The sequence below is a fragment of the Nostoc sp. DSM 114167 genome, assembly GCF_052692655.1.
In genome coordinates this window covers 904,025-923,349 of sequence record NZ_CP195116.1, presented here as the reverse complement: position 1 = coordinate 923,349, position 19,325 = coordinate 904,025, and the positions used below count along the sequence as shown (strand labels likewise).

The window sequence follows — 19,325 nt, the reverse complement described above, 5'->3', positions numbered from 1 at the left end:
TATTACCGCAATGTGACAAATTCCTCTGCGGATGAGGGATGGATACCCACAGTGGCATCAAAGTCTTTTTTAGTTGCGCCCATCTTGACTGCGATCGCCACACCTTGGATAATCTCAGCCGCACTTTCACCTACCATGTGAGCGCCTAGAACTTTGTCGGTGTTACCATCAACCACTAACTTCATCATTGTCTTCTCTTGCTTACCAGTCAAACTGTGATACATGGGGCGGAAGCGAGTACGAAAAATTTTGACTGCATCACCGAGTTTTTCCCGTGCTTCGGCTTCTGTCCAGCCGACTGTCGCAGCTTCTGGGCTAGAAAATATGGCTGTGGGTACAGTTTCGTGACTGAATTCGCGGCGATTATTCCCAAATTCGCTATCGGCAAAGGCGCGACCTTCCCCAATGGCCACGGGAGTTAAATTGATTCGGTCGGTGACATCGCCAACAGCAAAAATATTCGCTTGACTAGTTTGACTATATTCATTGACTGCGATCGCACTTGTGGTAGGGTATCCAGGTCCTTCGATAGAACTAGCGACAATATCAACCCCAGCGTTTTCTAAACCTAATCCATCTATATTGGGAGTTCGACCGGTCGCTACTAAAAACACATCGGCAATTAGTGGTTCTTGGTCATCCCCTGATAAAGTCAGTTTCAACCCTTCTGGGACACGTTCAATTGCTTTCACCACATTATTCTTAATCAAGCGAATTCCGTGGTTCGTCATACCCTCTTCAATTTCTATGCGGACATCTTCATCAAAACCATTCAAAATCTTTTCACCTCTGGTAATTTGTGTCACCTCAGAACCCAAACCGCGCATAATACAAGCAAATTCCGTGCCGATATAACCAGCGCCAATAATGACGATGTGTTTTGGTTGTTCTTTTAAATGAAAGATTTCGTCGGAGGTAATCCCATGTTCCATCCCTGGTAAATCTGGTTTGACAGGACGCCCACCAACAGCAATTAAAATTTTGTCTGCTGTAACTTTACGTCCATCAACTTCTATGGTGTGGGGGTCTACCAATGTAGCGCGACCAGAAAATAGTTCTACTCCGGCTTTTTCCAAGAAGCTTATATGTAGTTGCGATAATCGCCGAACTTCCTTATCTATAGATGTAATGAAATATTCCCAGTCAAACTCAGCATTACCCACTTTCCAGCCATAGCCGGAAGCGTCGCTGAACAGTTCGGGAAAGTGAGAGCCATAGACCATGAGTTTTTTGGGAACGCAACCGCGAATCACACAAGTGCCACCAACTAAATCATATTCAGCGATCGCCACTTTTGCGCCGTAGCTAGCCGCTCGTTTGGAAGCCGCCAAACCTCCAGAACCCGCACCAATTACAAACAGGTCGTAATCAAAAGTCATAAGTTTATGTTCTCTTTAGCAACAAGTGAGTTCCTGGTAACTTACACACAGAACGTGATTGAACTATATAAGGATATCCGGTGAACGCTGTGTAAGTCCTGTCCTTGATTTAATCTAGCGTTAGCAGATGCTATCTGGTCGTAGGGAATATCACTTTTTGCTTTGGCGGCAGTAAAGGCAGTAGTTAACAGTTGTATAGTTCTGCCCCTAATCGAGCATAAGTTTGTGCTACCGCATTAGAGCAACTAAGTTCCACAGGAATTAGACAAAATTATGACAAGACGTACTGTCTTCGGCTTTCGCATAGCATTTTTTACCCCAATTAGCAATTTTTATGTACTTGGAGAGTCAGTTGGAGTTACGGGTGTTACGGGTGTTACAGGTGTTGGAGTTACGGGTGTTGGAGTTACTGGTGTTACTGGTGTTGGAGTTACGGGTGTTACGGGTGTTGGAGTGACAGGTGTTGGAGTTACGGGTGTTACTGGTGTTACTGGTGTTGGAGTTACGGGTGTTACTGGTGTTACTGGTGTTACTGGTGTTGGAGTTACAGGTGTTGGAGTTACAGGTGTTGGAGTTACAGGTGTTACTGGTGTTACTGGTGTTACGGGTGTTGGAGTTACTGGTGTTACGGGTGTTACTGGTGTTACTGGTGTTGGAGTTACTGGTGTTACGGGTGTTACAGGTGTTGGAGTTACTGGTGTTACGGGTGTTACAGGTGTTGGAGTTACTGGTGTTACGGGTGTTACTGGTGTTGGAGTGACGGGTGTTGGATCTGTTGAGGTTACGGGTGTTGGAGTTACTGGTGTTACGGGTGTTACAGGTGTTGGAGTTACTGGTGTTACTGGAGTTACGGGAGTTACGGGTGTTGGAGTGACGGGTGTTGGATCTGTTGAGGTTACGGGTGTTGGAGTTACTGGTGTTACAGGTGTTGGAGTTACGGGTGTTACGGGTGTTACTGGTGTTGGGGTTACGGGTGTTACGGGTATTACAGGTGTTGGAGTGATGGGTGTTGGATCTGTTGAGGTTACAGGTGTTGGAGTGACAGGTGTTACGGGTGTTACTGGTGTTACAGGTGTTGGAGTGATGGGTGTTGGATCTGTTGAGGTTACAGGTGTTGGAGTGACAGGTGTTGGATCTGTTGGAGTGACGGGTGTTGGATCTGTTGGAGTGACGGGTGTTGGATTTGTTGAGGTGTTGGGTAATTTCTCAGTTGCAGTTGAGGTGTTGGGTGATTTCTCAGTTGCAGTTGAGGTGTTGGGTGATTTCTCAGTTGCAGTTGAGGTGTTGGGTGATTTCTCAGTTGCAGTTGAGGTATTGGGTGATTTCTCAGTTTGGCCAACTGGTGGAGTTAGCTGCACAAAAGAGGGGTTTTCAATTACTCCCTCGCCTTTTATAGGTGACTGTGCTTTCAAAGCCGCAGCAGTTTCGGCTTGAACACTAGTAATTGCAGGATCGGGCGTAGGCACAGGACTCTGCCTGTTCAAATCAAGTTCCCGAACCATCTGGCTCGTTTCATAAAAATTTCTTAGATCAAAATCATATAATCTCTGAAATTCGCCTTTAATTATAATCACCATTTGTCCTGCTTCCAACACCTGAGTTTGAGAAGCTTTCTTGTTAGAAACTTCAATGCCGCTATTTGTCAGCGCACCCACAATCGTGGTGTCTGTTTGTTGGTCGTAGCGTACAAATAATGCCGATCCACGAATTGCTGCTGCTGCATTTGGTGTTTGTATACGTGTTTGCCCCTTTCCTGGTGGGATGAGCAACAACACAGTCCCATTTGTCAGTTTAAAGTCACGAGTCTTCGGTAAAAATTGAAATAACGCCTGTTCTCCAACTCGTGCCAAAGAGCCATCATTAAAACGCAAATCTGCGAGAGAAGCTCGACCAGTTGACAGCCCGTCTCCAGGGGTCATTGCATCTAATTTGCGTGCAGGACGTTTCTTCAATTTATCTTTGGGTATCAGTTGTACGATGTTGCGGAGATTTTGAATCTCTGCTCGCGTTAGAGGAGTTATAGCACTTACCCGATTTGGCAAAGGCAGTACTATAAGTCCCCATAAACCAATCACTAATAATGGAAACGATTTATAAAACATAGTTTGAGAAATTTTGACCTTCAACTAATATCATAAAAATTAAATTTTAAGCTAATACTAATTGTTGTAATAGTTTTTTAGGTAAATTAATTTAAATTTTAATTTAGATTTAATGCCTAAAATAGATAACAAGTGAAATAACTGACTCAGATTTGATGATTCTTTAAAACATTCAGTACACATCTATTGTTTTTTTCCTATTTACCTGTTCCTTATCTACGTAAGCAAGTTGATGAATCAAATTGGATTACTAATAACTATATGTATTTAGTTAATTTAACTTTTGCTGGTGAAAATGAAATTGTATTCAATAAAGTTTGTAGCATATTTAAAAGTTAGTATTTGATATAAATAATTAAATCAGAAGTACCTTACACATAATCCTTTATAATCAGTTCAGTTAGAGGCTCATTAATTATGAGGGACAATAACTTGCTAAGGATTTATTGTTAAATTACCCACTAGCTGTATTTCACTAAAATTTAAACAACAATTTATCGGAGCATCTCAGTTTGAGAAAAAATCTGGGTAAAAATCCGAAAAGCAGTAATTTTAGTTTGTAGTTTCAGTATATACCTACAAAGCTAAATATAGATACAATCAACTGTATCTTTGTAGTCGGAACTTCCGATACAGCTTGTGGGTCTACATTTGCCAAATGCAATCAATGCGATCTAACCAGATGCGACTCAAGAACTGGAAAAATTTGTTTTTTTGTATTTTGTTAACGTCCAGTGGTGGAAGCTGGTGTTGCATTAGAGTAGATGCGGCAGAATCTGCAATTACACATGTTTTACATCCTAATCATTTAGCAACTACACAGTTAACTCATGAGCAGTTATGTCATAAGTTGGAGCAAAAAGCAATTAACTCTTTGTGCAAGCTGTCGAGTGAGTCACATACTTTAGACTCTCGGATGCCGTTAAATCTAGCACAGCAAACACCAGAAACGACTCAAATCCCAGATCAAACCGAAGAACCTATAAATACTCAAAAGCAAAATGAACCGCCACAGCTAGAATCTCCGCCAAATAATTTGCCCATATCTCCTTCAGACTCAAAGGAGCAACTATTAAATTTACCTGAGAGAGAGTATCCTCAAAGGCGAGAGAGGTTGATAGAACTGCTACGATCGCCAAAACAACCGTTTGAATCTAATAGCGATCCCGAATTGGGATTGCGGGTGCGGTTACGACCCCTAGAACAACAACCCTTAGAACAACAGCTACCACCACCGACAGAACAACCTGTACCTCAGTTTAAACCTATCGGCTATCTACAAGGACGTGTCGGCTACTTCCAAACGAATAACATTTTTTCCTCAAATGATAATCCCATAGAAGATGGTTTAATTATTTCTGGACTGACACTAGCCTCTACATATTTTCCTTTGGGATCTAAGACTTTTGTAAATGGCTCAATTGATGGCAATCTGATTCGTTATATAAATCAGTCACAATATCATTACAACCAGGTGAGATTCAATCTCAGTATTTACCAGCAGCTATCTCAACGGATGTTTGGAGAAATCAGTTGGAGCAATCAACAGTTATTTTATGCCAACAGCAGCGATCGCCCCGATAGCTTCAAAGCAGGCGATCGCTTTTTAAATGAAAATTCCCTACAGCTATCTTTGGGACGCCGAGATCCCTTAACTTCAAGATTAACCCTAGATAGCTTCTACCAGTTGAATGTAAATTTTGCCGATCCCCAAAGTCGTAATCGGATAATCAATTCCTTTTGGGTATCTCTGAACTACTACTTGCAAAAGCCTCTCCAGGTTGGTATTGACTACCAAATGAGTTTATCAGACTTTACAGAGCGCGATCGAGAAGACGAATTTTATCGGCTATTCGGACACTTAAATTACCAAATATCCGATACCATTTATATGAATGTCCAAGCTGGAGTAAGTTTAGGTAGTTCAACCGCCGAAAACATTGATTTTGATGGTTGGTTCTTCAGTATTAATTATGGTTTGCAATTAGGTCGGTTTTGAAATTTGTCCTTTGTCATTAGTCATTTGTCGTTTGTCCTTTGTGATTTATCTTTTATTAAAAACTAATGACCAATGACCAATAACTAATGACTATAAATAAGAAATCCAATCACTCCAGCTACCAGCATAAAGTTTACCCTTGCTAATATCAGCTAATTCTAAAGAAAGTAAATTCACACAAGCAGTAACGCCAGAACCGCAATATACCAATATTTCTTCGGCTGTTTTTAGCTTTTCCCACCGACGGCATTGTTCTTCTGGAGGGAGTAGGTAGCCAGAAGAGTCTGTAACTTCTTGCCAGGGATAGTTGACTGCACCGGGAATATGTCCAGCAATTCGATCGATTGGCTCTCGTTCGCCTTGGTAGCGATCGCTCTCTCTTGAATCAACTAATACTACCTCATGGCTATCTTTGCGGCTTTTCACCGCTGTAATATCTACCACCTTTTCTGTTTGTACTTGAGGGACAAACCTACCCATTCGGGGAGGAGGAATAACATTTGTAACAGAATACCCAGCTTTTTGCCATCCAGCCAAGCCGCCATCCAGTACTGCTACTTGCTCATGTCCTAGATAGCGCAACAGCCACCATAGACGAGCCGCAAAGGCAAAGCGCGAATCATCATAAGCTACAACTAAACTTTTTTGGTAATTTACCCCAATCGCTGCCAATTTGTTAGCTATATCATTAGGGTTAGGTAAAGGATGTCTTCCGCCATGCTTACCCACTGGACTGGAAAGATCCTGATTCAAATCTAAGTAATATGACCCCTTTATATGACTTTTTTGATACTGTTGTTGTCCTAGTTGTGGATCGGCTAAAGAAAAGCGACAATCCACAATAACGACTTGCGGATCTTCTAGATGTTCAAACAGCCAAGCTGGCGAAACAACAAATTGGGGACTTGTACTGAGCGAAGCCGTTGGCGCAGCCTCTTGTAGAGAAGTATTGGGCATTAGTCATTATTTAGTTTTTTTGTAAGATGTCAGACTTAGAGAATTTTACACCTAAGTTAACAGCAGATGGTTCTTTCACCTTTGTCTCTCAAGAGTTTGGTGAATCCTTTCACAGCCATTCTGGAGCTACACAGGAGAGTTTTTGCAAGTTTGTGGAACCTACTCAACTGGCTACAGCAGCGCAAAAACCGATCTTGCGACTATTAGATGTTTGTTATGGTCTAGGATATAACACGGCTGCTGCTTTGCAGACGATTTGGGACGTGAATCCTAGTTGTTGTGTTGAAGTAATTGGTTTAGAACTGAATCCAGCAGTGCCACAAGCGGCGATCGCTCATCAGTTGTTCGAGAATTGGAACTGTAATTATATTGATGAAATTTTGAAAAAGCTAGCTTTTGAGCATCAAGTACAAACACCTTGCCTGAAAGCGAAGCTACTGATTGGCGATGCTAGAACTACGATCGCGCTAGTACGTCAGTCGGGTTTCTGGGCAGATGCAATTTTCCTCGATCCCTTTTCACCACCACAGTGTCCTCAATTATGGACTGTTGAATTTATTAAACAACTCTCATTGTGTTTACATCCAGATGGTTTATTAGCCACCTATTCTTGTGCTGCTGCTGTACGTACAGCACTTTTGTCTGCTGGTTTGGTGATATCTTCTACCCCACCTGTAGGAAGGCGATCGCCTGGTACCGTGGCAACACATTCTCAAAATGCTGAGTCTAAAGACGACTCCCTACTCACTACCCTTTCAGAAGTTGAAAAAGAACACTTGCTAACTCGTGCTGCTATTCCCTATCGCGATCCTCAATTGAGCGATCCAACTGAAGTCATAGTTAGGCGGCGACAACAGGAGCAAGAAACCTCTTGCCTAGAACCTTGCTCTCATTGGCGAAAAAGGTGGTTATTGGGAACACAAGATAGGGATTTTATGGGAACTAGTTTGTAGTTTGATTACAATATCATACAATATGCTACGTCTATGGACTGCAAGCCTAATTCAACGAGTTTTTACGAGTCAAATAGCTTATCAATATGTTAGTATTCAATATCACATAGTCTATAACAGTAATGGAATATTGCTATAACTAAGTAAGTAAAAACATTTGTATCTAATGATTACAATGATTACTATAAAAACTTGAAAGTCCAAATCCGATATTTCGATATAAAGAAGCCAAATATAACGCTTTTTGGCGTCAGAAAGCGAAAAAACCTCCGTAAAAAACCTGATTTAACATTTGCGAGAATTTATCATACTGAAATTAAAAGCAAAAAATTTGACAACAAGATACATCTTGTTCGTAACATAAAAGATACATGCTGCGAAAAATCCCATCGCCAGGTTGAGATCGTGCATAATCCATATCGAAATTCTGACTCAGATACAGTCGAATCTTAAATTTGTTTTTAAAATCTGACACTGTTAACTAACTTGTGCAAAAACTTGGAGTGTCTTTGTGATTCAATGGAAATCCAACCATACAGGCTTTACAGAAAAAATTGTTAATGGATCAAACTCTATTAGCACAGTGAAGAGTATCGGTTCAAATCATGCCGTGGAATCGCAAAATGCGGAAGGTTATTCTTTAGGCTTATCTCAAGGAGACCTGATGCTTGAAGATAGGCAAGCAATGTCTTCTTGGATAAAATCTGATGTTAATTATGATGATTCATTGGTCTCTAGAACACTACAAGCCAAAGGTTCTAAAGTGAATGGGTTTGATTTAGATCCGCCGAAGGTTTTAGTAGTTGACGATCATGCCGCCAGCCGGATGACTGCTGTTGCCCTTTTGGGGATGGAAGGATATGAGGTGATTGAGGCGGACACTGGGTCTATTGTTGTGGGATTGGTAACTCAAAAACAACCAGATTTGATTTTGCTGGATGTGATGATGCCAGGAATGGATGGATTTGAAGTGTGCCAATTGCTTAAACAGGATGAGCAGACTAGACTAATCCCAGTAATTTTTATTACAGCGTTAAATGACAGGCGATCGCGCATTCGGGGAATTGAAGTTGGGGCAGATGATTTTCTCACCAAACCCTTCGATCGAGTGGAACTCGCAGCGCGTGTAAAGTCCTTGGTGCGGCAGAAGCGTATGAACGAAGATTTAGACCATGCCGAACAAGTACTGTTTTCCATTGCCATGTCTATCGAAAGTCGCGATCCCAATACAGGCAACCATTGCGAACGTCTAGTAAAACTGGGACAATTTTTTGGTGAATACCTCAACCTCTCACGCTATCAAATTCGAGATTTGAGGTGGGGTGGTTATCTCCACGATATTGGTAAGGTGGGTATTCCCGATGCTGTGCTGCTAAAAAAAGGCAAACTCACCCCCGAAGATTGGCAAATTATGCAGCAGCACGTTTTGATTGGAGAAAAAATCTGCCAACCACTACGCAGTATGCGCGGTGTAATTCCGATTATTCGTCATCACCACGAACGTTGGGATGGTTCAGGCTACCCGGATCGACTCAAGGGAGATGATATTCCTTATCTAGCGCAAGTATTTCAGTTAATTGATATTTATGATGCCCTAACCAGCGAACGACCTTACAAAAGAGCTTTTACTTCAACAGAAGCCCTTTTAGTGATGCAACAAGAAGCTGATTCTGGTTGGCGTAACCCCAAACTAATGCAGCAGTTTGCAGAGTTTATTTGCTCTTGTCAGGAAAATGGGAAGAGTGGGGAATAGGGAGTAATGATTTGTAGCTGCTGTAATGAACGCTAATTTGCATTATCATAATCTCTGCTTTTGAGGAGTGAAATTATACCGACTCCAGAATTCCGGCTCCTTTAATATTTTCAGTCTTCTATAATTAGCTGGTATGATTTGAGCCGAGATTTTAAAGTACTAACAGCATTAATCACATTTCACTGATAGCTGATAGCTAATTATGGTAGTTGTAGCAATTTTAGCGGCGGGACGCGGCACACGGATGAAATCACGCTTACCCAAGGTTTTACATTCTTTGGGTGGGCGATCGCTAGTAGAAAGAGTTCTCGAAAGTGTAGAATCACTTTCGCCCTCACGGCGAATCGTGATTGTGGGATATCAATCTGAGGAAGTGCAAGCCGCCATGCATTCGATTCCCAGTTTGGAGTTTGTCGAACAAACTGTGCAATTAGGGACAGGTCATGCTATCCAGCAATTACTTCCTCACTTGGAAAATTACACAGGAGATTTGCTGGTACTTAACGGCGATTTACCGTTAATACGCAGCGAAACTCTTCTTCAGATGTTACAAACTCACGTCCAAAATCAAAACGCTGCCACTATTCTCACCTCGCATCTACCCGACCCCACAGGCTACGGGCGCGTTTTTTGTAACGATGAAAATATTGTGCAGCAAATGGTCGAACACAAGGATTGTACGGCTGCTCAACGAGAAAATCAGCGGATTAACGCTGGAGTTTACTGCTTTCGCTGGCCAGATTTAGCAAAGGTGCTTCCCCACCTAGAGGCAAACAATGCCCAAAAAGAATACTATCTTACCGATGCTGTGACTCAGGTAGGACAAGTGATGGCAGTGGATGTGGAAGATTACCAAGAAATTCTTGGTATCAACGATCGCTTGCAACTGGCAGCAGCATCCGAAATTTTGCAAAAACGAGTCAAGGAAAAATGGATGCTGGCGGGTGTCACCCTCATCGACCCCACAAGTATCACCATTGATGAAACAGTGGAATTGCAGCCGGATGTAATTATTGAACCCCAAACTCACCTGCGGGGAAATACGGTAATTCAAACAGGAAGTCACATCGGGCCGGGGAGTTTAATTGAAAATAGTCAGTTAAGTGAAAATGTCACAGTGCAATATTCAGTAGTCATAAATAGCACCGTGCAGGCCGGAAGCCGAATTGGCCCTTATACTCATTTGCGCGGTCAGGTACAGGTGGGTGCTGGTTGCCGTGTGGGGAATTTTGTGGAACTGAAAAATACGCAATTAGGCGATCGCACCAATGCAGCCCATTTGTCATATATAGGTGATACTGTTGTCGGCAGTCGGGTGAATATTGGTGCTGGTACAATTACTGCCAACTATGACGGCGTAAAGAAACATCGTACCAAAATAGGCGATCGGACAAAAACTGGCGCCAATAGCGTTTTAGTGGCTCCGCTCACTTTGGGAGATGATGTCTACATTGCAGCTGGTTCTACTGTGACAGAAGATGTGCCTGATGATTCTCTGGTAATTGCCCGTAGTCGTCAGGTGGTGAAACCCGCTTGGCGAAGGAAAAATGTTGAAAATGAAACCACAGATCGACATAAATAATTCATCGGTGTTAATTGCGCTCGATCTGTGGTTTTAGACTAGAAACCACGATTTTTGCTAGATGTCTAATCTAGCTAGATTAGTAGTATAGCCAAAATCTCAACACATAACATACATGGAAGAACTGCTAGAACTTAGGCAATTTCTAGAACAAGGCAAAATCCATGAGGCGCTACTGTTGGTGGATGAGTTAGAAGAAATGAGCCTCAGTGACAAAATCAATAAAATTGATAGTTATGGTGTGATTCTGCTCATCCATTTAATTAAACAAAAGGCCGAAAAACGTTCGACTCGCTCTTGGGATGTTTCAATAGAAAATACAGTGCGAGAAATCAACAAAATAAACAAGCGCCGCAAATCTGGTGGCTTTTACTTGAATCAAGCAGAATTAATCGATATTCTGGAACAAGGATATCAAGTGGCACTGAAAAGAGCGGCGCTAGAAGCTTTTGAGGGGCGTTATGAAGCCCAAGAATTGGCTGCAATGGTTGACCAGCAAGAAATTTTAGCCGAAGCCCTGAAACTGATTCAACAATAGCCGATCAGTTCGTTGCCAGTCCATTCCAAAGTATCACCAATTTTTTCGCCGTCATGGTAGGCAGCGAGTAAGATTTCGCTAGTTTTTCCCCAAGCGATCGCTCCACTAGCATCTAAGGCGATCGCTCCCAAATCGCGTTTGTTCTCGTGGGCTTCCCCAAAGGAGCGCTGCATCGCTTCCTTCAGTGACATCCCATCAGTAACACGCACTACAATCCGTGCGGCTAAACACTCATCGATGATATCTTCACCAATACCAGTACAGCTAACACCAGCATTACTAGTAGCATAATTACCTGCTGGCATCGCCGAATCACTTACCCTACCAATCCGCTCAAATCCTTTACCACCAGTAGAAGTGCCAGCAGCTAGCTTACCAGATGCATCTAAAGCTACTACACCGATGGTACCGCGTCCGGCATTGCTGGTTTCTAGCAGTTCGGGTTCTGCTACTACGCCAGCCATTGCGCTTTTAAAATTATCCTGGCGCTCTTGTATCCACTCTTGTAACCGCAAATCAGTTAAAGCGTTATAGCTGGGAATTTGCATTTCTCGCGCCAACTCAGCCGAACCGAAATCTGATAGCACTCGGTCTGGGGAGCTTTGTAAAAATTGCGCTAAATCAATCGGATTTTTCACCCGCGAGATATTAATCACACCACTAAACCGCCCTGATGCACCATCCATCAGAGAAGCACTCATACGGATTTGTCCATCGGATTGCAATACTGAACCAGTACCAGCATTAAAACGGGGGTTGTCTTCGAGCATTAAACAACCCTGCACCACTGCCTCTGAGGCAGTTGCTCCTGACAATAGCAGAGAATAAACTTCTTCTATTACTGTATGGAGCGATCGGCGCACCGCCTCTAATCCTCCTTTACCGTGGAGAGAACTACCAGCCCCGCCATGAATAATTAATTTAGGTTGCACCTGTAACTCCATTAATCTCTTGCGCTATTTGCGTCTGTATCGCGGTTGGTTTCATTTTGAGCTTCAGAACGGCGACGACGACAACGTTCTGAGCAGTATTTCACATCGTCCCAACAATCTTGCCACTTTTTACGCCATGTGAAAGGACGTTGACATACCGGACAGATTTTTGTAGGTAGGTCAGATTTAGAACGAACACGTCCCATATAAATACTGTGTAAATGAGAATTTCATTTCTGAGGGAGATGGAAGATAATTATAACCAGTTTGCTACGAAGGCAGGATCAATTCGACGAACAAATATATTGTCAATCTATCCTTAGAGTTATTTGCAATATCTATTTTAAAAACAGAGAGGGTTTAAATCTTACTATCCTTCTCTTTTAGGGACTTGCAAAAAATAAATTATTCCAAACTATTTCTAGATTTGTAGAGGTGCAAGGACTTACATTGGTGTCAACTTAAGGTTAAAGCTTTTAGCAGTTTATCTCATTGGCTGTCGGAGAGTGGGAATGTTTAATGAGAGGCAGCATTTCTAGCCTCTGACTGGAAACGAGATATTAAAGGAGTTTTAGCTGAAGTTTACTGATACCAATAAAGGACATGAAACACCCCTGATGGGTTAGGGCAAGGAAGGCTGTTTCATGTCCTAAAAGGTGCTGATTTAGAAACGTTTTAAGCAAAAAATCAGGTGAATCAAAAATCTGATTGCACAAGAAAATAGTGATGCCTTCTCCTGTCAGAGACGCTTCTCTTCCAGAGACGCTAACGCGAACGCAAACGGCAAGGCTTCTCTACGAGAGGCTACGCCAACGCTAACGCATTGAAATTGACTCTTTGAGATAGTAATTTTTCGATTACTAACTTCCCCGCATTTACTGCCTATAGGACTCGTATTTGATTGCCTGAAAAAACTCAGTACACATTTATTCCTTCTTCCCTATTCCCTATTCTTCTCCAAATCAAAGTGGATTCCTACATGTTGTTGACAATATCCTTAATAGCTCGAATGAAATAGGCTTGGGATTAGGGGGATTAAAAGTCCTTAAACTCATATCGAAACACTTTTAAAACGACCTCTAAATACTAGACGTTGTAAATAGCTTGATAGTACATAGCAAAGTACTTTCCAAAAAAGTTTTTCATCCTATATAGTGTCAGTAACTTGATAGTAGAATGTTTTTTACTTTGCAAAAGAAAATTTACGTAAAACTACTATTCATCGAATTCTAATAGTGCTATTCTTTGTATGCCACTAAAAAACAAGTTGTAGTGGTACGACCACAAACAAGTTGACCTTACTAATTCTTAGGAAAGTAAAATCATGATTATCAACGATCTTTCTCATGTAGAAACCGTTCTTGAAAATGAGAATGTTCAAGGTGGAATAGCTTTTGCAGATGCTAATTCAAAAGCATTCGCTTTTGGTAAAAACATCGCTATCACCAGCATTTCTACTAGCACCGTTGCTGTCTCCAAGAAATACAGCCTATCTGCTAGTGTCGGTTCATCTAGTTCTTCTGCTGGCTAAATATGCCTTAGTCCTACAGTGTACTACAGTGCATTTTAGATAGAAAAATTGCTGAAAGTTCTCAAAAACTTTCAGCAATACGTTCGTTTTTCAAAGAGAGCTTTTTTATGGAACGATTAAGAATTTTCGATCTCAGTTTTTGTGAAGATGAAGCTTCCGATCTTAGTCAAGTACAAGGGGGAGTTGCATCTGCTTACGCACGTAGTTATTCCACTGCTAAGAAGAGCAGTTATAAAGTAGACAAATCCGGTATTTCCGCTGAGATTTCAGGTGCTCTTAGTGCCGCTCTTGCTGGCGCTATTACTGATGGTGATAAAGCTATTGCATCTGCCAATACATCTGCAACAGCTTCCTAAAGCTTGCATAACCAGATTGTAGGTAACTTTTATGGGCAATGTCCATAAAAGCTTCTTATAAATATTTCTATACCTCTATCTTATACCACATAGTAGTATAAGACAGTAGGTAAAAGTGACACTTCAACGTTGCTCACTGACCATGCTTGTTTTTGAGTTCAAAGCTTCTGAAAAGTCAGCCCAGATAACAGCAATAGATAATGCAATTCTGCCTGTAAAAACTCATTAAAAATAGCTGTATTTGGCTATAGATGAATGTTAAAAATACAGTTAAAAAAGATTTGCATAAATTATTGAATTGATTGTGCTGTATTTGCAGGTAACTTTCCTTTTACTAATGAACTTAACTCAATGGTAAGACTTACCAGTGGAGAACAAGCATGGTCTTCTATCTCTTGGTTTTATGACAACTGTAAAAAGGGTACTCTGAGTTTAAAACCATTCATTTTTATAGCTATTTATTTGTATTTATTTAATGCTTATCTGTCAGGGTGCAAAATCACAAAATCATTTGCATACCTAATGACTTAGGGTTCCCATAAATCAATTTTGTACCGATCTGAATGGAATGCTAAGTAGGTAGCCGAGAAACCCGAAGAAATAAAACCTCGTTTTACTAGAACTCGATCGATTCGATTTGTGATAGTAAGGGTAACTATATAAGTAGGTCGGCGTAAATAATTATTGTTGGGCTAAGGCAGGGGGCAGGGAGCAGGGAGCAGGGGGAGAAAGAGTTTGAGTCTTATTTACTTTTCTTTACATTGGTTGATTTTATTGCACCGACTTACTTATACCAGTTCAATTAATGATTGCAACACATCCTTGGGTAAAGACGCGATGAATCGCGTCTCTACAAATAGTCTATTTGTCGCATTATTTTTTCAAATTGGTATTACTTGCCCCATTTGCTTACCCTGAAGACTTGGTAGTATCAGCTTACCCGTTTGAGCAAACTCCTGAAAACAAAATATTTTTGAGAGATGGCTTAAACACAAAGACGCAAAAGCACTCCCTGCGCCTTTGCGTCTCTGCGTAATATATTCCTTACTACACCATCTCAGACGAAGCCTGCACTACCGGTTGCGGCTGTGGCTGGAACATGAATAACGAGTAAACAACGTCTCGGCGGATGTTAACCATCATATCCAAGAACAATTCATACCCCTCGCTCTTATACTCAATGAGCGGGTCTTTTTGCCCATAACCACGTAATCCCACCGATTCGCGCAAGGCATCCATTTGTTGCAGGTGTTCCCGCCACAGAGTATCAATGCGTTGCAAGATAAAGAAACGTTCCGCTTGGCGCATCAGTCCGGGTTGAACTTGGTCAATCTGCGCTTCTTTGAGATCGTAAGCAATTCGTACCTGTTCGTGGAGGAAGGCTTTAATCTCGTTGACTGTAATATCTTCTAATTGACTAGCTTGTAAATCCGCTAGCAGATAGACGAATTCTTTGACTTTCTCAACCAACTTTTCTAACTCCCACTCTTCCGAGGGTAAGTCTACGTTGATATAGTAGTCAACGATGTCATCCATCGTTTTTTCAGCGTATTTAATCACCTGTTCTTTCAAATCTTGACCTTCTAAAACTCGGCGACGTTCAGCATAAATAGCACGACGTTGATTATTCATCACCTCGTCATACTCAAATACCTGCTTCCGAATGTCATAGTAGTAGGTTTCAACTTTTTTCTGTGCGCCTTCCAAACTCCGGGTAAGCATTCCAGATTCGATGGGCATATCTTCTTCCACTTGGAAAGCATTCATTAACCCAGCGACGCGATCGCCACCAAAAATCCGCAGTAAGTTATCTTCTAAACTCAGGAAGAATCTTGTGGAACCAGGGTCGCCTTGTCGTCCGGCACGTCCGCGCAACTGGTTATCAATCCGGCGTGATTCGTGGCGTTCTGTACCAATGACGTGCAAACCACCGAGTCCTACTACTTCATTATGCTCTCGGTCGGTAAATTGTTCGTATTCCTGCTTAATTTGCTTATAAGCTTCCCGCAATTTCTGAATCACAGGGTCATCAATGGGAGCTTTTTCTGCGGCTACAGCTACCTTGTCTTCAGCTTCCAGTTCCGGTAAACTGCGTTCACCATACTCACGCACGGCAATTTCTACTGCATCTTTGAGTAGTTTTTCTGTTTCTTTTGTCAACTGAGTCGGGAAAATTTCTGGCGAAGCTCGCCAAGTTTTGACTTTTTTACCAGGGACAAAGCCTTGACCACCACCATGTCCTGTAGGCAATCCGGCTGCTCTTTGCACGCCAAAGGCATCTTCATCTTCTGGCATGACGATCCGGGGCATAAAGTATTCTCGCAGCTTCAGACGCGCCATATATTCGGAGTTACCACCCAAAATTATGTCTGTACCTCTACCAGCCATATTGGTAGCAATAGTAACAGCACCTTTTCGTCCAGCTTGGGCGACGATTTCCGCTTCACGTTCAACGTTTTCCGGTCGGGCGTTAAGTAATTCGTGAGGAATTGCCAATTCCTTCAATAGCCGACTGAGAAGTTCGGATTTTTCTACACTAGTGGTTCCCACTAAGACAGGTCTGCCGAGTTGGTGCATTTCGGCACATTCTCTGGCGATCGCCCCCCACTTGCCTGCTTCTGTCTTGAACACCATATCAGACAAATCTTCGCGTCTGCGATCGCGGTTGGTGGGAATTACCGCAACTTCAAGTTTGTAAATTTTTTCAAATTCTGGTTCTTCGGTTTTTGCTGTTCCTGTCATTCCACCGAGTTTTGGATACAGCAAAAACATATTTTGGTAAGTAATTGTCGCGAGAGTTTGAGTTTCTGGCTGAATCTCTACGCGTTCTTTCGCTTCAATGGCCTGGTGTAATCCATCACTCCAACGCCGCCCAGCTAATACTCGACCAGTAAATTCATCCACAATTACTACTTCACCGTTGCGGACGATGTAATTTACATCTTTGAGGAAAAGTTCCTTGGCTTTAATTGCATTGAAAATGAAGTGCGCCCAAGGATCTTCTGGGTCAAATAAATCTGTGACTCCTAAAAGATTTTCCGATTCCGCAAACCCTTCATCTGTCAATAGCACGTTGCGAGCTTTTTCATCCACTTCGTAATGCTCGTCTTTTTTGAGTGTGAATGCTATTTCAGCAGCTTGCAGATATTTTTCTGTAGGTCTTTCCACCTGCCCAGAAATAATCAGTGGTGTCCGCGCCTCATCAACTAAAATCGAGTCCACCTCGTCAATTACGCAATAATTAAACGGGCGTTGTACCACATCTGCCATTGATGTCGCCATGTTATCCCGCAGATAGTCGAAGCCGACCTCGCTGTTGGTAACATAAGTGATATCGCAGTCGTAGTTTTTCTGGCGTTCACTAGGAGTCATGCTTGACTGAATTAGCCCCACACTCAGCCCCAAAAACCGATGCACCTGTCCCATCCATTCAGCGTCCCGACGAGCTAGGTAATCGTTTACGGTGATGACGTGTACACCTTTACCAGTAAGGGCATTTAAGTAACTTGGCAAGGTGGCGACTAGTGTTTTACCTTCACCAGTTTTCATCTCGGCAATTTGCCCCACGTGCAAAATAATACCACCAAGGAGTTGGACATCAAAATGCCGCAAGCCTAATACTCGCCGTGCTGCTTCCCGAACAACGGCGTAAGCTTCTGGCAATATGTCATCTAGGGTTTCGCCTTTAGCGAGCCGTTGTTTAAATTCGACGGTTTTACCTTTTAACTCATCATCGGAAAGAATCTTAATTTCTTCCTCTAAAAGGTTAATTTCAGTAACAGAAGGTTGGTATTTTTTAAGCTTACGAGCGTTGGGGTCGCCCAACAAAAGTTTTAGCATGGCAGGTTATAGAACTGAATCAAGGGGGATGGGAATTAAAGGATCGGCATTGATTATAAACATTTAACCCAGTCCAAACGTCTTGGTCGTGGATGGGTGTGAAATGAGAATTACCTCAAAAGCAGGATAAAAACTAGCCAATCATTTAATAAACTGATTGGTTTGAACTCTTATCTTATATTTACTCTTTCTTCATAGTATCATTTTGCCTCCAGATGGGGCCAGAGAGGGTGTGGGGGAATAGAGTTAGGAGTTAAGAGTTATGAGTTATGAATTTTTAAACTCCTCATTTCTAACTCCTCACGCCTCACTTCCACTCTGCTGTCAGGCGGCGGAAATTGTAATCATTAGCACTGGGATGACAGCTGACACAGCTGCCAACCTGGATGGGACGTGGTAACTCAACTCCTGGATGCAAAGCTTTGAAATAACGCGAGTTGTTGAGGCGATATGGTGTTTCTTCATCGTCTAGCTGCACGCGGGAGAAAGTCGAAAGATATTTCCACACTAAGATGCGTTGCGGATCGACTAAAGGCTGGAGTTGTGCACCGTAGTGCTGCGAGTCTTGCAGGATATTTTTCCAAGTTTGGGTAGGTAAAACGGCTGGCGGTATGGCAATGTGACATCTGGAGCAGTTTTCTAAATAAAGTTCTTGCCCCAATTGGTATTGTGCAGGTACTACGTCAACAGTGCCAATTTCAGCGGGAGGAGTCGCACTTTGGGCGTTAGTTGCCAAAGCTAGAAGCCAGCCCATAGCTAAACTCCACGTTATAATTACCAGAAGTAAACCGAAAAATTGGCGTTTGAATTCACGTTCGGCGCTTGGCTGTAGCGCTTGGCGTTGACGTAGCCCACCGTAGGTATCGCGGATTTTGCGCTTAACAAAAATTGACATTCCTCACATTCCCAAATATTTAAAAGTGGCGCTTGTGCTAATCATAAGACTTACGCAGTATCGGCAGTGTTTCAAATTTTGTGTAAGTGGTTTTGTCAAGCAACACATCTTTTATATTGACAACAGTAATATAAATATCTATTTAGGGCACCACTGACTATGCAAGGAAAAATATTTTAGTAGTTATAACCTGACTCACTAGAAAAATTAGCCACAATATCTCGGATTTCATTTGCACCAATATCTTCTCGGTCAGAATTGGAATAAATCGTTAGTAGCAAAATACTTGTAGGTGACTCAAGTTGATAAATCAATCGGTATCCAGCACTCTTACGTTTTTGGATACTACTGTTACGAACTCTCAGTTTGTAAACAATACACACCTCACCAATGTGCGCGTGCGAGTCATGTCTGACTCTACTGACGCAAAATGAACCATAAAAGCGCAAAAAAATATTTTACCCAGCAAAAAATGCAGTTACCGCCACCTGGGATAGCTGTTTTTTAG

Annotated in this window: 15 protein-coding genes and 1 pseudogene; 8 read left to right on the top strand and 8 right to left on the bottom strand. The window is 42.2% G+C overall.

The genetic code is table 11. The features are described from left to right. Positions 1-2 precede the first annotated feature (2 nt). Positions 3-1,379 (bottom strand): glutathione-disulfide reductase, encoded by a 1,377-nt coding sequence (gene gor / locus NSTC731_RS03790; RefSeq protein WP_445629694.1) that lies wholly within the window; start codon positions 1,377-1,379, stop codon positions 3-5. Between the two features lie 273 nt (positions 1,380-1,652). Between gor and NSTC731_RS03785 the strand changes: the two genes are divergently transcribed. Continuing rightward, complete coding sequence (locus tag NSTC731_RS03785; RefSeq protein WP_445632274.1) at positions 1,653-2,813, top strand: hypothetical protein; 1,161 nt, start codon at positions 1,653-1,655, stop codon at positions 2,811-2,813. A gap of 293 nt (positions 2,814-3,106) precedes the next feature. On the opposite strand, the pseudogene NSTC731_RS03780 reads toward NSTC731_RS03785, so the two are convergent. Further along, positions 3,107-3,298, bottom strand: a pseudogene (locus NSTC731_RS03780) (iron dicitrate transport regulator FecR); the annotation flags it as partial. A gap of 850 nt (positions 3,299-4,148) precedes the next feature. Between NSTC731_RS03780 and NSTC731_RS03775 the strand changes: the two are divergent. Continuing rightward, positions 4,149-5,480: a hypothetical protein gene (locus NSTC731_RS03775; RefSeq protein ID WP_445629693.1), complete on the top strand. Its 1,332-nt coding sequence runs from the start codon at positions 4,149-4,151 to the stop codon at positions 5,478-5,480. A gap of 90 nt (positions 5,481-5,570) precedes the next feature. On the opposite strand, the gene NSTC731_RS03770 is transcribed toward NSTC731_RS03775, so the two are convergent. Then, positions 5,571-6,437 carry a sulfurtransferase gene (locus NSTC731_RS03770; protein ID WP_445629692.1) on the bottom strand — a complete coding sequence of 289 codons (867 nt, stop codon included), beginning with the start codon at positions 6,435-6,437 and terminating at the stop codon, positions 5,571-5,573. Positions 6,438-6,463: 26 nt separating this feature from the next. Between NSTC731_RS03770 and NSTC731_RS03765 the strand changes: the two genes are divergently transcribed. The 4 genes from NSTC731_RS03765 to NSTC731_RS03750 all read left to right on the top strand — a co-directional run bounded on the left by NSTC731_RS03765 (position 6,464) and on the right by NSTC731_RS03750 (position 11,263). Further along, positions 6,464-7,390 (top strand): tRNA (5-methylaminomethyl-2-thiouridine)(34)-methyltransferase MnmD, encoded by a 927-nt coding sequence (locus NSTC731_RS03765; RefSeq protein WP_445629691.1) that lies wholly within the window; start codon positions 6,464-6,466, stop codon positions 7,388-7,390. 511 nt (positions 7,391-7,901) lie between these two features. Further along, positions 7,902-9,143 (top strand): HD domain-containing phosphohydrolase, encoded by a 1,242-nt coding sequence (locus NSTC731_RS03760; protein WP_445629690.1) that lies wholly within the window; start codon positions 7,902-7,904, stop codon positions 9,141-9,143. Positions 9,144-9,345: 202 nt separating this feature from the next. Further along, the gene (gene glmU, locus NSTC731_RS03755; RefSeq protein ID WP_445629689.1) at positions 9,346-10,725 is read left to right on the top strand and encodes a bifunctional UDP-N-acetylglucosamine diphosphorylase/glucosamine-1-phosphate N-acetyltransferase GlmU; all 1,380 of its coding nucleotides are present in this window, start codon (positions 9,346-9,348) and stop codon (positions 10,723-10,725) included. A gap of 115 nt (positions 10,726-10,840) precedes the next feature. Continuing rightward, positions 10,841-11,263, top strand: a complete 423-nt coding sequence (locus tag NSTC731_RS03750; RefSeq protein ID WP_445629688.1) for a DUF29 family protein — start codon at positions 10,841-10,843, stop codon at positions 11,261-11,263. Here NSTC731_RS03750 and NSTC731_RS03745 read toward each other — a convergent pair. Both NSTC731_RS03745 and NSTC731_RS03740 read right to left on the bottom strand, forming a co-directional pair. Then, entirely contained in the window at positions 11,254-12,207 is a 954-nt protein-coding gene (locus NSTC731_RS03745) for an isoaspartyl peptidase/L-asparaginase (RefSeq protein WP_445629687.1), read from the bottom strand. The two genes, NSTC731_RS03750 and NSTC731_RS03745, sit on opposite strands and share 10 nt — an antisense overlap. Next, positions 12,207-12,401 carry a DUF2256 domain-containing protein gene (locus tag NSTC731_RS03740; protein ID WP_289799005.1) on the bottom strand — a complete coding sequence of 65 codons (195 nt, stop codon included), beginning with the start codon at positions 12,399-12,401 and terminating at the stop codon, positions 12,207-12,209. Before NSTC731_RS03740 ends, NSTC731_RS03745 begins: the two co-directional genes overlap by 1 nt. A gap of 1,118 nt (positions 12,402-13,519) precedes the next feature. On the opposite strand from NSTC731_RS03740, the gene NSTC731_RS03735 reads away from it, so the two are divergent. Continuing rightward, positions 13,520-13,726, top strand: a complete 207-nt coding sequence (locus tag NSTC731_RS03735) for a hypothetical protein (RefSeq protein WP_445629686.1) — start codon at positions 13,520-13,522, stop codon at positions 13,724-13,726. A gap of 107 nt (positions 13,727-13,833) precedes the next feature. Beyond that, on the top strand, positions 13,834-14,082 hold the full coding sequence (locus NSTC731_RS03730) for a hypothetical protein (protein WP_445629685.1): 249 nt from the start codon (positions 13,834-13,836) through the stop codon (positions 14,080-14,082). A 1,047-nt stretch (positions 14,083-15,129) separates the two neighbouring features. Here the strand turns inward: NSTC731_RS03730 and secA are convergent. The 3 genes from secA to NSTC731_RS03715 all read right to left on the bottom strand — a co-directional run bounded on the left by secA (position 15,130) and on the right by NSTC731_RS03715 (position 19,200). After that, complete coding sequence (secA, locus tag NSTC731_RS03725) at positions 15,130-17,922, bottom strand: preprotein translocase subunit SecA (RefSeq protein ID WP_445629684.1); 2,793 nt, start codon at positions 17,920-17,922, stop codon at positions 15,130-15,132. Positions 17,923-18,229: 307 nt separating this feature from the next. Continuing rightward, entirely contained in the window at positions 18,230-18,817 is a 588-nt protein-coding gene (locus NSTC731_RS03720) for a cytochrome C (RefSeq protein WP_445629683.1), read from the bottom strand. Positions 18,818-18,993: 176 nt separating this feature from the next. Beyond that, a complete protein-coding gene (locus NSTC731_RS03715; protein ID WP_445629682.1) occupies positions 18,994-19,200 on the bottom strand; it encodes a type II toxin-antitoxin system RelE/ParE family toxin in 207 nt (68 codons plus the stop codon). Positions 19,201-19,325: the final 125 nt, after the last annotated feature.

Coding starts and splice junctions, on each gene's coding strand:
- gor (WP_445629694.1), bottom strand. CDS start 1,379: ATGACTTTTGATTACGACCTGTTTGTAATTGGTGCGGGTTCTGGAGGT.
- NSTC731_RS03785 (WP_445632274.1), top strand. CDS start 1,653: ATGACAAGACGTACTGTCTTCGGCTTTCGCATAGCATTTTTTACCCCA.
- NSTC731_RS03775 (WP_445629693.1), top strand. CDS start 4,149: ATGCGATCTAACCAGATGCGACTCAAGAACTGGAAAAATTTGTTTTTT.
- NSTC731_RS03770 (WP_445629692.1), bottom strand. CDS start 6,437: ATGCCCAATACTTCTCTACAAGAGGCTGCGCCAACGGCTTCGCTCAGT.
- NSTC731_RS03765 (WP_445629691.1), top strand. CDS start 6,464: ATGTCAGACTTAGAGAATTTTACACCTAAGTTAACAGCAGATGGTTCT.
- glmU (WP_445629689.1), top strand. CDS start 9,346: ATGGTAGTTGTAGCAATTTTAGCGGCGGGACGCGGCACACGGATGAAA.
- NSTC731_RS03750 (WP_445629688.1), top strand. CDS start 10,841: ATGGAAGAACTGCTAGAACTTAGGCAATTTCTAGAACAAGGCAAAATC.
- NSTC731_RS03745 (WP_445629687.1), bottom strand. CDS start 12,207: ATGGAGTTACAGGTGCAACCTAAATTAATTATTCATGGCGGGGCTGGT.
- NSTC731_RS03740 (WP_289799005.1), bottom strand. CDS start 12,401: ATGGGACGTGTTCGTTCTAAATCTGACCTACCTACAAAAATCTGTCCG.
- NSTC731_RS03735 (WP_445629686.1), top strand. CDS start 13,520: ATGATTATCAACGATCTTTCTCATGTAGAAACCGTTCTTGAAAATGAG.
- NSTC731_RS03730 (WP_445629685.1), top strand. CDS start 13,834: ATGGAACGATTAAGAATTTTCGATCTCAGTTTTTGTGAAGATGAAGCT.
- secA (WP_445629684.1), bottom strand. CDS start 17,922: ATGCTAAAACTTTTGTTGGGCGACCCCAACGCTCGTAAGCTTAAAAAA.
- NSTC731_RS03720 (WP_445629683.1), bottom strand. CDS start 18,817: ATGTCAATTTTTGTTAAGCGCAAAATCCGCGATACCTACGGTGGGCTA.